This window comes from Pseudomonas sp. LA5 (assembly GCF_028640825.1).
Taxonomy (GTDB): Bacteria; Pseudomonadota; Gammaproteobacteria; order Pseudomonadales; family Pseudomonadaceae; genus Chryseomonas; species Chryseomonas aestiva.
In genome coordinates, this window is record NZ_JAQYZY010000024.1 from 190,496 (window position 1) to 203,114 (window position 12,619).

The 12,619-nt window shown below is 56.6% G+C and carries 12 protein-coding genes; 2 read left to right on the forward strand and 10 right to left on the reverse strand.

The genetic code is table 11. The features are described 5' to 3' along the window. Window positions 1–2: 2 nt before the first annotated feature. Both PVZ72_RS05715 and PVZ72_RS05720 read right to left on the reverse strand, forming a co-directional pair. Window positions 3–869 carry an ABC transporter permease gene (locus PVZ72_RS05715; RefSeq protein ID WP_273861411.1) on the reverse strand — a complete coding sequence of 289 codons (867 nt, stop codon included), beginning with the start codon at window positions 867–869 and terminating at the stop codon, window positions 3–5. Beyond that, entirely contained in the window at window positions 866–1,885 is a 1,020-nt protein-coding gene (locus PVZ72_RS05720) for an ABC transporter ATP-binding protein (RefSeq protein WP_273861412.1), read from the reverse strand. Before PVZ72_RS05720 ends, PVZ72_RS05715 begins: the two co-directional genes overlap by 4 nt. A gap of 239 nt (window positions 1,886–2,124) precedes the next feature. Between PVZ72_RS05720 and PVZ72_RS05725 the strand changes: the two genes are divergently transcribed. Then, window positions 2,125–2,955 (forward strand): IclR family transcriptional regulator, encoded by an 831-nt coding sequence (locus PVZ72_RS05725; RefSeq protein ID WP_263259819.1) that lies wholly within the window; start codon window positions 2,125–2,127, stop codon window positions 2,953–2,955. On the opposite strand, the gene PVZ72_RS05730 is transcribed toward PVZ72_RS05725, so the two are convergent. Continuing rightward, complete coding sequence (locus tag PVZ72_RS05730) at window positions 2,952–3,419, reverse strand: RNA methyltransferase (protein ID WP_208692104.1); 468 nt, start codon at window positions 3,417–3,419, stop codon at window positions 2,952–2,954. The genes PVZ72_RS05725 and PVZ72_RS05730 overlap by 4 nt on opposite strands. A gap of 97 nt (window positions 3,420–3,516) precedes the next feature. On the opposite strand from PVZ72_RS05730, the gene PVZ72_RS05735 reads away from it, so the two are divergent. Next, window positions 3,517–4,260 (forward strand): class I SAM-dependent DNA methyltransferase, encoded by a 744-nt coding sequence (locus tag PVZ72_RS05735; RefSeq protein WP_273861413.1) that lies wholly within the window; start codon window positions 3,517–3,519, stop codon window positions 4,258–4,260. A gap of 513 nt (window positions 4,261–4,773) precedes the next feature. Here PVZ72_RS05735 and PVZ72_RS05740 read toward each other — a convergent pair. The 7 genes from PVZ72_RS05740 to PVZ72_RS05770 all read right to left on the reverse strand — a co-directional run bounded on the left by PVZ72_RS05740 (window position 4,774) and on the right by PVZ72_RS05770 (window position 12,602). Further along, entirely contained in the window at window positions 4,774–5,589 is an 816-nt protein-coding gene (locus tag PVZ72_RS05740; protein WP_273861414.1) for a hypothetical protein, read from the reverse strand. A 628-nt stretch (window positions 5,590–6,217) separates the two neighbouring features. Beyond that, window positions 6,218–6,682: a GNAT family N-acetyltransferase gene (locus PVZ72_RS05745; protein ID WP_273861415.1), complete on the reverse strand. Its 465-nt coding sequence runs from the start codon at window positions 6,680–6,682 to the stop codon at window positions 6,218–6,220. Window positions 6,683–6,730: 48 nt separating this feature from the next. After that, window positions 6,731–7,864 (reverse strand): GGDEF domain-containing protein, encoded by a 1,134-nt coding sequence (locus PVZ72_RS05750; protein WP_273861416.1) that lies wholly within the window; start codon window positions 7,862–7,864, stop codon window positions 6,731–6,733. 191 nt (window positions 7,865–8,055) lie between these two features. Next, on the reverse strand, window positions 8,056–9,102 hold the full coding sequence (locus tag PVZ72_RS05755; RefSeq protein ID WP_273861417.1) for a hypothetical protein: 1,047 nt from the start codon (window positions 9,100–9,102) through the stop codon (window positions 8,056–8,058). A gap of 112 nt (window positions 9,103–9,214) precedes the next feature. Next, window positions 9,215–10,384, reverse strand: coding sequence for a hypothetical protein (locus tag PVZ72_RS05760; RefSeq protein WP_273861418.1), 1,170 nt, complete (start codon window positions 10,382–10,384; stop codon window positions 9,215–9,217). Window positions 10,385–10,708: 324 nt separating this feature from the next. Continuing rightward, a complete protein-coding gene (locus tag PVZ72_RS05765) occupies window positions 10,709–11,296 on the reverse strand; it encodes a hypothetical protein (RefSeq protein WP_273861419.1) in 588 nt (195 codons plus the stop codon). Between the two features lie 55 nt (window positions 11,297–11,351). Next, the gene (locus PVZ72_RS05770) at window positions 11,352–12,602 is read right to left on the reverse strand and encodes a ribonucleotide-diphosphate reductase subunit beta (RefSeq protein WP_273861420.1); all 1,251 of its coding nucleotides are present in this window, start codon (window positions 12,600–12,602) and stop codon (window positions 11,352–11,354) included. Between the last annotated feature and the right edge of the window lie 17 nt (window positions 12,603–12,619).

The following is a 12,619-nucleotide window of genomic DNA, read 5'->3' on the forward strand; positions in this document are numbered from 1 at the left end:
GGTCAGACTCCCAGGGCACGTTTGTAGCGGCGTTCCACCAGGCGATTCCAGCCCAGCATCACCAGCAGGTTGAGCAGCAGCAGGGCCACCGCCAGGGTGGCGCCCATCGGCCAGTTGAGTTCCGCCAGGTACTGGTCGTAGATCAGGGTGGCGACCATCTTCAGCCGGCGTCCGCCCAGCAGGCCGGGAATGGCGAAGGAGCTGGCGGCCAGGCCGAAGACGATCAGCGTTCCGGACAGCACCCCGGGCATCACCTGGGGCAGCACGATGCGCCGCAGCACCGTCAGGTGACTGGCGCCCAGGGACAGCGCGGCCTGCTCGGCGGAGGGATCGAGCTTCTGCAGGGAGGTCCATACCGGGATGATCATGAAGGGCAGCATCACGTGGACCAGGCCGACGATCACCGCGAAGGGGGTGTAGAGCAGCTTCAGCGGCCGCCCGCCCAGGGCCACGATGGCCTGGTTGACCAGGCCGTCGGCGCCCAGCAGCAGACTCCAGCCAAAGGCGCGCACCACCACCGAGATCAACAGCGGCGTCAGTACCAGGATCAGGAAGATAGAGCGCCAGGGCGCGCCCATGCGACTGAGGACGATGGCCTCCGGCACCCCGATCAGCACGCAGAGCAGGGTGACCAGGGCGCTGATCCAGAAGGTGCGCAGGAAGATCTCGTAGAAGTAGGGATCGCCCAGCAGGCTCAGGTAGTGCGCCAGGGTGTAGCTGCCTTCCTTGATCCCGGTTTCGTAGTCGAAGACGTTGAACGACAGCGCCAGGGTCAGCGCCAGGGGCGCCAGCAGCAGTCCGGCGAACAGCACCAGGGCCGGGGCGCTGAGCAGATAGGCGCGACCGGTGCCGCGCAGCAGGGTGCTCATGCGGCGGCCTCCGCGGCTTCCAGTCGGCGCAGCAGACCGTCGTCCCAGTGCAGCCCGACGCGCTGGCCCTCGTCCAGCGGCGGCAGCCCATCGTTGCTGCGCAGCACCGACACCTCGCCCAGCGCCGTCTCCAGCCGATACAGCCACTGGCTGCCGAGGAAGAAGCGGGTCAGCACCCGTCCTTGCAGACGCCCCTCACCGGCGGGGCGCAACTCGATCTTTTCCGGCCGCAGCGAGATCGCCAGGGCGCCGCCCGCGGTGATCTGTGGCCGACCCTGGGCATCCAGGCTGCCGGGCAGCAGATTGGCCTTGCCGACGAAGTCGGAGATGAATCTGTTGCGCGGATGTTCGTAGAGCCGATAGGGCGCATCCACCTGGGTGATGCGCCCGGCCTCCATCACCACCACCCGGTCGCTGATGGACAGCGCCTCGGACTGGTCGTGGGTGACCATCAGGGTGGTGATGCCCACCTCGCGCTGGATGCGGCGGATCTCGAACTGCATCTCTTCGCGCAGATGGGCGTCCAGGTTGGACAGCGGCTCGTCCAGCAGCAGCACCGGGGGTGCTATCACCAGCGCTCTGGCCAGGGCGACCCGCTGGCGCTGGCCACCGGAAAGTTCGCGCGGATAGCGCTCGGCGTGCTGGCCCAGGTGCACCAGGCCCAGGGCTTCCTCGACGCGGCGCGCCAGCTCGGCGCCCGCCACCTTGCGCATGCGCAGGCCGAAGGCGACGTTGTCGCGCACCGTCATGTGGGGGAACAGCGCATAGCTCTGGAAGACCACCCCGAGGCCGCGACTGGCCGGCTTGGCGTGGGTGATGTCCTGGCCGTCGAGTAGGATGCGCCCGCTGCTGACGTCGACGAAGCCAGCGATCATCTGCAGGGTGGTGGTCTTGCCGCAGCCGGAGGGGCCGAGCAGGGAGACGAATTCGCCGCGCTCGATGGCCAGGGTCGAACCGGCCACCGCGTAGCTGTCGCCGTAGCGCTTGCTGAGATTGTCGAGAGTCAGGAAAGCCATGGCCGCAATGCTCCTCCGGTCGCGCCCACGGGAGAGGTGGGCAAGGTTTTGGCAGGGCGAAAGACAGCCTGGATCTGGGACGTTGGCGCTCGCTCGATTGGCGGCGTCCGGTGATTGTGAGTATCGCCCTATGGACCTGAAGGTAAGGGCGACCTAGGATGCGGGACAAGCGGGTTTTTCACTGAATGAACTCTTTTTTTAGATTTATTCACTCAGTGGAATATTTTGGAGCGCGGTAGATGGAAGATTCCAGTGAAAGAAAGACAGCGGCAGGTGAGGTAGGTGTTGGCGCCATCAGCCGGGTGTTCGCCGTGGTGCGCGCCCTGGGTGAGGGTGATCCCGAGGGGGAAAAGGTCACCCGCCTGGCCGAGCGCGTCGGCCTGTCGCAACCCACCACCCACCGGCTGCTGCGTGGCCTGGTGGAAGAGGGCATGGTCGAGCAGTGCGCCCGTAGCAAGAGATACCGCCTGAGCCTGGATTTCTTCGCCCTGGCGGCCCGCGCCGGCCAGGTCGGCAACCTGCGCGACCTGGCGCGGCCGAGTCTGCTGCGGCTGTCGGCGTCCCTGGGCGACTCACTGTTCCTGCTGGCGCGCAGCGGCTTCGACGCCATGTGCCTGGATCGCAGCGAGGGGCCCTATCCGATCCGCACCTTCACCGGCGACATCGGCGGTCGCGTGCCCCTGGGCGGCGGCCAGGGCGCCCTGGCGATCTTGGCCTTCCTACCCGAGGAAGAACGCGACGAGGTGATCCGCTACAACCTGCCGCGGCTGCGCGATGCCCATCATTACGATGAAGTGCTGCTGCGCGCCGAGATCGACAACGTCCGCCAGCAGGGCTACGCCGCGCGCAACACCGGGGTGCTGGCCGGCATGGCGGGCCTCGCCGTGCCCATCCTCGACCGCAATGGCCGGGCGGTGGCGGCGCTGAGCGTGGGCACCCTGAGCGAACGCCTCAACCCCCAGCGCCTGCCCACGGTGATCGAACTGCTCCGCCGCGAAGCCGGGGTGATCGCCGCGCGCATCAACCCCTTCGATCCGGTCTTGCGCCGGCCGACCCAGGGGTTTGGTTAAAACAGCGGACCGGAGCGGGTGTTATTACCCTTCGCCAGGCGGTCATAGAGCACCACATTGACCGTGGCCGCCAGATTCATGCAGCCCTGGGTGGGGATGTACACCACGTCCTCGCACCAGTCGCGCAGCTCCTGGCTCAGCGAACCGTCCTCCGAGCCGAACAGATAGAGTGCGCGATCGGGATGGGTGTATTCGGGCAGCGGCCGGGCGCCCTCCACCAGCTCAACCGCCACCGGTACGCACCCCAGCGGCAGGATGCGGCGCAGGTCGTCGATGTTGATCAGCGGGATGTCCTGATGGACTTTCTTGGTGTCGGTGACGAAGTCCTTGGCGCGGTCGTAGCGGGTGCCGGTATAGAACACCGAGGCCACCCCGTAGCAACCCGCCGCCCTCATGATGGACCCGACGTTGGACGGCGACTTGGGGTTGCTCAGGCCGATGCAGGCGTATCTCTTGTTGCTCACGTCAGGGGACTCTCGGGAAAACCGCCAGTATAAGGCGTCGAAGCGTGTAGAAACCGACTAAGATGCGCGCCCGCGTCTCCAGCCCCGAGCCCCTGCGATGTCCGCCACCGCCCTCTACACCGACCTGTCGGCCTACTACGACCTGCTCTGCGCCGACATCGACTACCGGGCCCAGAGCCAGGCGGTGCTGCGCCTGCAGCGACTGTTCGGCAACGGTGGCAGCCGTCATCTCGACCTCGCCTGCGGCACCGGTCCCCATGTGCGGCACTTTCTCGATGCCGGCTTCCAGAGCAGCGGGCTGGACCTCAATCCGCCGATGCTGGCCCAGGCCGCGTTGCGTTGCCCCGAGGCGGATTTCTCCTGCCAGGACATGTGCGCTTTCGAGCTGGACCAGCCGGTCGACCTGATCACCTGCTTTCTCTACTCCCTGCACTACAGCGGCAGCCTTGCCCGGCTCCAGGCGTGCCTGACGCAGGTCCGGGCGGCCCTGACCCCCGGCGGCCTGTTCTGCTTCAACGCCGTCGACAAGCGCCGTATCGACAATGCCTCCAGCGTCGGCCACAGCGTCGAACGGGCCGATGGCCACTTCAGCTTCGCCTCCGCCTGGCACTACCCGGGCGAGGGCGAACACCAGCAACTCCGCCTGCGCATCGAACGCCGCCACGCCGGCGCGCAGCAGACCTGGCAGGACGAGCACCCCATGGTGGCGGTGGACTTCCCCGAATTGCTGGCCCTGCTGGAGCCGCACTTCGAGGTGCAGATGCTGGAGCACGACTACCAGCGCATCGAACCCTGGGCCGGCGAGGCGGGCAATGCGCTGTTCGTCTGCGTCAGGCGCTAGTACCCCCAGTACTGAGCGATTGGATACAGAACTTGGTGGAGCGGGCATCGACATAGCTATCCGGATCGGTGAAGGATCGATTCTTCACCAGCGGTAGGCTGATGGCTCCCTATGTGATGTTGTGTTGTGCGATATCAGGCGGCCTTGTTCGCTACGAACTCCTTGAGTTTCTAGTCGAATTGGAAACCCAAGGGTGATTAATGCATGGACCTTCACCATCTGAGCCGATGATACGCTCAGAACCGCGCTGCCTTCAGCCGCTGTTATCTGCTCGTTTGTACCTCTGCAACTGACCTGCCCTACAGCATCTTCCAACCGGCTCATAGCTACAGGACGACTTCGCTGCCAGACGCTAGGTCTGTCTATCCCAAGGGACGGAGGAGTTTTGTAGAGTCTCGCAGACGGAATTATTTAGCGAACGGTGTTCAAAAAATTCCGAACTAGCATTGACTTGATTTTATGTTAATTCAGGCTGGGATCGGCTTTCATTTAGTGATGTCATGAATCATGGCCCTATTTTTCTTTTCTATAGGTGATTAGTTTCTGGTTGTCAGTGTATATAAAGCGTTTTGGATCGGCTTTTTCGATTAGCAAAAACTTCTGCCCTGATGAAAGGAGTATATTGGCTTTTCCGTTATAATTCGAAGATTGAAAGTCCAGCGGCGTTTCATCAATCACCTTTTCGTACCTAAATATTCCCGAATAAAAGGAGCTGACTAGAAGTAGTCCGGTACCACTCTTTACTACTACTTGGATTAGTTGATTGTGAAATCTTACCCTTTTTTTATCAAAAATTCTTTTTGACGCTTCGAGCGGGTTCCTATTGAGGAATCCAGCTTTGGAAATAATTGATATGCTCATTCCGACGATTACAAGCCACGAAAAATTTCCCACTTTATCAAGGCTGATTTTTGAGTATGAGAAATTTAATATGAAAATAAAGGCGGTTATTAGGAATAGCCAATAGGATGCAGCTTCAATTTTCGCGTTTTCTTTGAAAGCTTTGATGCCGAATTTATTAAATTTATTTGGCCAGTGTCTTCTTAGTCTTAGGGAGAAAGCAGCAAGCGCAGATGTTTCTGAAGATATTAGCTGCGATAAAGAAAATGCAATAACGCGAGACATGGTAAGGCTGAGGGTGACATAAAATATGAACGTAAATATAAAATCTATTAGGAAGTTGTCAGCTATTAGGCTTAGCATCTCAAATGGAATGTGCATCAAAAAACCGATGTAATGCGCGGACGCAATTGAAATCGCAAGAATCAAAATGTTGATAATGTTTTTTAGGGTTATCAATCTTAGTGTCACGGCTTGATCTTTATTCATGCTGTCAGCCTAATTTAAGTTTGGAGAGTGTCGTGCTTTAGGGTTTTTCTTATAATCTCGATGATCCGTGTTTTAAACGTTTCTTCTGTGCTGAGTATTTTGATGTGGGGATTTGCGTTATAGAATTTGAATATTTTACTGAAATGTGGTTTAAAGATTTTTTTGAAATGGTTTCTGATCAATTTTGAGAGGGGAATCCCTTTAGTATTTGGTCTTGAAGTTCTATGCGGGCCTCTGATGCTCTCGGTCAAATTACTAGTGGGTGTGATTGGGTGTTGGCGTTTTTAATGGTCTTGCTGTTGGCTAGATCTCAATTTTTTGGCTGTAAAGATACTGCATTTTAATTTCCTATAATTGGTTTCCTATTTTGCTTGTAAGGAGCAAAGGATTTTAGTGACGCCAAGCAAAGATCGCAACTACTTTGACGTATGTCGTTATTTTTTTTGGGGTAGAGAAATAACTGTGTTGTTTGTGTTCGGCTGATATTAGGTGAGATATCAGATGTAATACTTCGATTGACCGTTTGCTACGGGTTCGTTAGCTCTTGACCTGTCAATGTCTAAAACAGCCGCCATGGCGGCTGCCTAAATCTCGCACCGTATGCTTTGAACTGAATTAAATCCTTATGTTATTTACGGTGCACTATCAACCGCTTCTCCATGAACACACTCAACGGATCGTCCCGATACGCTCCAAAAGGACCACGCCGCCGGTAACCCGCCGACTCATAGAGCCGCAAGGCCTCCGGCTGATAGGGCCCTGTTTCCAGTCGCGCCAACTCACACCCGCGGCCTGCCGCTTCACGCTCCAGCTCCGCCAGCAGGCGACCACCCAGCCCCTGCCCGCGACCCCTGGGGCTCACATACATCCGCTTGATCTCGCCATAGTCGTCCTGCAACACCATGGCCCCACAGCCCAGGGCACTGCCGCTGTCATCCCGGGCGACCAGGAACAGCACGTTCGGCTGCATGAGCGACGTCAGATCCAGGGCATGACGACTCTCGGGCGGATAGAGGTCGTCCTGATAGGCATCCAGTTCGGCGATCAGGGCGGTCACCTCGGGTTGGTCGGGGGATTCGAGGGCGATGGGCATGGTGGCTCCGGTCAGGCAATCGCCCAAGCCTAAGCCATTAGCGCGGCCTCATCCCAGGCTCATCCGCAAGCCATCCCGCCCGCCGCGCTTGGCGGCGTAGAGGGCACCGTCCCCGCGCTCCAGCAAGGCCGCCAGACTTTCCGGCGGTTGATCGAACAGTACGGCGCCGATACTCAGGGTGACGGGCTCTGGCGTCCGCAGGCGCTGCGCCGCCAGCTGGTTGAAGCGCTGGCGCAGTGTGTCTGCCAAACGCACGACATCCGCATCGGACGCCTCACCCAGCAGCACCACGAATTCATCGCCCCCCAGCCGGGCGGCCAGCGCCTGGCGGGGCAGGGAGCTGCGCAGCAGCTCGCTCAGGGCGATTAGCAGGCTGTCGCCCGCCGCGTGGCCATGGAGGTCGTTCACCAGCTTGAAGTTGTCCAGATCGATCAGCAGCAGGGCGCCGGGTCGGGCCGGGGTCGCCTGGCCGAACAGTCGCGGCGCCTCGGCTTCCAGGGCGCGGCGATTATGCAGACCGGTCAGGGGATCGCTGCCGGCCAGGCGCTCAATATGCTGCTCGCGGCGATAGCGCACCGTGCCGGTCATCGACAGGGCGATCAGCATCACCGCCATCACCCCCTCTACCAGCGAGATCTGGATGATGACACCGCGATAGACCGCCAGGTCGATCAAGGTGCCGGGGGTGAGCGGTGGGATCATCTTGACTAGATAGAAGAGTCCATGGATCAGCAACACCACGCGCAGCTGCCGTTCTCCGGCGTTGCGCCGCCGCAGCAGCAAACTCGCCCGCACCGCCAGTATGCCGATCATGAGCGACTGCACCACCAGCAGTACCTTGGACCACCAGGGCTCATTGGGCAGCAGCAACATCCCCAGCCAGATCGCCGCGAAGGCCCACCAGCCCAAACTCAGACGGCGCGCCGTGAAGCGTGCCACGCCGAGCAAGAAGAGGCCATGCACGAAGATCAGCAGCCCATTGGCGAACCAGATGCCCACCAGCAGCAGCCCCTGGCTGCGCAACAGCGCCAGGGTGCTACCCACGCAAATGAGCGCGAAACCCGTGCTCCAGTACAGCAGCGCCGACTCGCGCACCGACCGCCATTCGATGGCCAGATAGCCCGCCGCGGCAGCCGCCAGGGCGATGGTGAGGGTCAGCATGGTGGGGGCATCGAGTGCCATGGGCGAATCGGACCTGTCTGGATACGAGAAGGGCGCTCCCTGCCGGGGGCGAGCACGCGCCAAGGCGGAGCCGCACCGCAGTCTTATCGACACGGCAGGCGCGGGCTTGAGGCAGAGGATTGCGCGCCATGATGACGGGCCGATAAAGCTAATTCAAACCTGACCTGTGGCTGGCGCAGGCGACCCGTTCGTTACTGGGGTTTCACCAGCGCCCGAATCGCCGATGCCGGCAACCGCGCCGTGCTGCCATCCGCCAGCCGCAGCACGAAGGCCTCGCCCAGCGACCAGACCACCTGCACGTCCTTGAGCACGCACTGGTCATCGGTAGGCAGCACCCTGGCCTGCTCCTTGGCGCAATAGGAGGTATCGAGCACGATGGCCCTGGCCTGGTAGTTACCCAGGCCGAGCATCTTGACCATGGTCTCGGGGAGGGTGGTGAGCACACCGCTATAGCCGGCCAGAAAGAGGGCGAAGAACAGCGAAAACATCATCGCGGCCTTCCAGCCGGCGATGAACAGCATGGAAGTCATGGTCGTGACGAAGGCAATGATGAAGGGGGCGATGGCCAGAGCGCCCCACTTGAGCAATGGCTGCCAATCGCTCACCAGCGGATAGGCCTGCGCCAGCATCCAGACAATGAACAGGCCGACGACCATCGTCGACAGGTAAGCTTCCCAAACGAACTTCAGAAAACTGAAGCGGCGTAAGTCGAACAGCCACTGCACGGCCATGCCCGCCAGTAACGTGATGGGGATGGGCGCCAGCAAGGCAACGCTGACGAACAGCTCAGGATCGACGAAGAGAATGGCCGCATCGCTGAACCCCGCCAGCAGATAGGGCACGAAGAACACCAGCGTCATCAACAGCATGATCTTGCGAAAGCGCCCCTCGCCGCGATAGGGCAGGGCGTAGGTGATGTCTTCCTTGATCGCCGGCGTATTGATGAAGCGGTAATAGACCCAGGCTCCTGGCAGAAATAGAGCAGCGACGAAGGCACCAATGGTCAGGAAGCCCAGGCAGGCAGCCGCCAGCAACAGCGACGAGAACTGGAAGAGATCGAAGCTGGGATAGAAGTGATTACGCGCGAAATAGGCCAGGAACATCCCGAAGCCCAGGGTCGGAGGTAGCCCCTTGGCCAGCAGCGAAGCATGACGCCGCAGGAAGGTACCGGAAAACTTGAGGATGAAGTCGAAGAAGGCATCCGTGTCGGTGGCGGGTTGGTCGGTCCAGCGGGGCATGAGTCTTCCTTGAGTACAGTGGTGCTCTGCAATTGGTCCCCACGCCTTCGTTAGCTAGAAACGGCGAAATCTATTCCAATTATGGTAAAGAATCGCTAAGAAAGATTAGAGGTTATGTTTTCTGATAAGGCGGAAATTCTTTTTCTTTTTCCACTTCAGTGATGGGTTTTGCCTTTTCGCTAGCCAAGCTTATGCATTTTTTTGAGTATTTATAAATGTCTTTCAGCTCTGTAGTTGAGTATTTCGAAGGGCATAGTAGTAGTATGCTTCCGAATTTGAATTGTCGAAACCCTGATATGGTATAAAATTCGCTGCTACTTGCCTTTGTGCTCCATTCGTCTTTGGGGAATATGGTGGGTGGATAGTCTTTTGAATCTATGGCGTATAGGAAAGTCCTATTATCCCTGATCTTTATCAGATTGGCAGCGGCATATGCCCATATATCAAGTAGGCTAGGCATGAGTGCAAAATTCAAAATGAGGGCTGTAATCATGACGACAGCAGCTTTTTTTGCTTTCTCAACTCTGTCTCCTTTGAATAAAGAGTAGTAAAAAATAGCGGGAAAAAGATAGATGTACATGGCGGCGAGCGTTGCAATTATCGAAATGCCTGCTGTTAGACCATGTTCTGCACCTCTCCAGGCCTTCAAGACTAATTGCATCGGGAAGAATAGGCAGCACATGGCTGTGAAGCTTGTTAAAAAAACGAGGGCAGAGAAGTTGTAGATGGCAGATGCTCTATTGATTTTTTTTGTATCGGCAAGTTCTTTCAGTAAGTGCGCTGTTAGATCTTTATTTCTTTTTGGTAGCTCATGGAGTAAATAGATAAAAGCGCCGAAGATACTTGCCAAGTATGTGGCGTAAACAGGTGGATGTAAGTCAAAAAAAAGTAGAATTATACTTAGTAGGAAAATAGCGAAGCAGAGGGCGCTGCATTTTGCGAGTGTTCTTGCTAAATACTTTCTATCTACTTCTTTGGTGGAGAAGAGTTGCATGCTTAGTGCGAAACATGATGAGGGGACTACAAATGAAAGTAATATTATTATGAGTGTGATTAAAACATAGGCCAGCCAGATAAATATGTTGGTCGGATTTGAGATAGAATCAAGCATTAACTCAGGATGACCTATCGCCCATAAATACTTTGATATGAAAGATAGGGATATGAATGCAGCTGATAACGTTAAAATCCATTTCGCTTTTTCTATAAAGTCTATGATTTTTAAGGCGCTTTCTCTTAGATTTTCTTTTCTTTCTATGATTTTATCTGAGGTTTCTTTCATGGCTTGATTTTAAATTTTGAGATTTGTTTGGTCTTTTTATGGCCGTTCTCGGGTTGTGTTTTACTTGAGTTTGTATTTGCTGCGTTCTCTTTTTTCGTATTCATAAGATACCGAAAAAGCCATAATCACCTCAGTAGAGTATCTTTTGTAGAACTTTGAAAAGCCAAGATAGAAAATTGAAAAAACAGCTGTTGATGTGAAAATCATAGTTAGCTTTATACTGGAAAAGTATGGGATTTCACCTTGAGATATTGATAGTATAAGGAAGTATGCTGAGTTTATTAATATCCCCCATGTTGATATGGCGCAAACACAAGCTGTGTTTCACATTAATCCATACAGTGCGACATAATTTTGGATTTTCGGTAGATGGTTAGGTGAATTTTCTACACAATAATGATATATGTGATGAAAATACTCTAATGTTAAAATCTCGGACGTATCTTTCGTTTTGTGATTCTTTACGAAGTAATCCTTTATTTTGTTTTCTATAATTTCTATTACGGGTTTTTCTAAGGCGTTGGCGCTGAATGATTGGTCAGGTACTAGTATTTTGGAAATTTTTTCAGCTATAAATATATGAGCATCCCAGAATAATTCTATTTTGTTAGTGGGCTTTTTATCACCTGCCGGCTTATGGCCCAAAAGCTTTCGAGACGGATAGCCATGTTTTCTTATGTAGCTTCTCTCAAGCGTAAATGAAGAAACTACGCCTAGCAGCTGTCCTAGCATGTAAGCTGTAATCAGTGTTAGGGCGGCTTGGTAGGTCGTTGCTATGCTTTTTATATGTATATTTAGGAAGCTTTCTAATGGTTCTGGGGTGATTAAGCTGAAAAAATAAAGTAGCAGCGCTCCCGGTATCAGATATCCGAGAAAGTCGTATAAAGAAAACGGATTTTGTTTTGTTGGCATTTAAGCTTGCTATCCCTGCATTTGTAAAAAAGCCCCGCAATGCGGGGCTTTGTCTTCAATCCCAGCTCAACGCCCCACCCGTCTGATACTCGATCACCCGCGTCTCGAAGAAGTTCTTCTCCTTCTTGAGGTCCATGATCTCGCTCATCCAGGGGAAGGGGTTGGTGGCGCCCGGGTATTCTTCCTTGAGGCCGATCTGGGTCAGGCGGCGGTTGGCGATGAACTTGAGGTAGTCCTCCATCATCGCCGCGTTCATGCCCAGCACGCCGCGGGGCATGGTGTCGCGGGCGTATTCGATCTCCAGCTGGGTACCCTGGAGGATCATCTGGGTGGCTTCGTCCTTCATCTGGGCATCCCAGAGGCTCGGGTTCTCGATCTTGATCTGGTTGATCATGTCGATGCCGAAGTTCAGGTGCATGGACTCGTCACGCAGGATGTATTGGAACTGCTCGGCGGTGCCGGTCATCTTGTTGCGGCGACCCATGGAGAGGATCTGGGTGAAGCCGCAGTAGAAGAAGATGCCTTCCAGCACGCAGTAGTAGGCGATCAGGTTCTTGAGGAACTGGCGATCGGTCTCCGGGGTGCCGGTCTTGAACTCGGGGTCGGAGATGGAGCGGGTGTACTTGAGGCCCCAGCTCGCCTTTTTCGCGACGCTCGGGATCTCGTGGTACATGTTGAAGATCTCGCCTTCATCCATGCCCAGCGACTCGATGCAGTACTGGTAGGCGTGGGTGTGGATCGCCTCTTCGAAGGCCTGGCGCAGGATGTACTGGCGGCATTCGGGGTTGGTGATCAGGCGGTAGACGGCCAGCACCAGGTTGTTGGCGACCAGCGAGTCGGCGGTGGAGAAGAAGCCGAGGTTGCGCTTGACGATGCGGCGCTCGTCCTCGGTGAGGCCGTCCGCGCTCTTCCAGGTCGCGATGTCGGCGTTCATGTTCACTTCCTGGGGCATCCAGTGGTTGGCGCAACCATCCAGATACTTCTGCCAGGCCCAGTCGTACTTGAAGGGTACGAGCTGGTTGAGGTCAGCGCGGGCGTTGATCATCTGCTTGTCGCCGACGTGCACGCGCGCGGACGAGCCTTCCAGGTCGTCCAGGCCTTCCTGGATGTCCAGCTCGTTCAGCGCGGCCTTGGCGCGGGCCACGGCGTCGGAGTCGTCAGCGGATGGGGCACGGGCGTCGTGGACCAGGGCGTCGCCCTCGGAGTCCAGGCGCTCGGTCTGGGCAGGCGCCTGTTGGCCAGCGGCCTGCGCGGGCTTGGCGGGGGTGGCGTCGTCGTCTTTGTCGAATTCTTCCCAGTTCAGCATGGGGTGTCTCCTGGGTG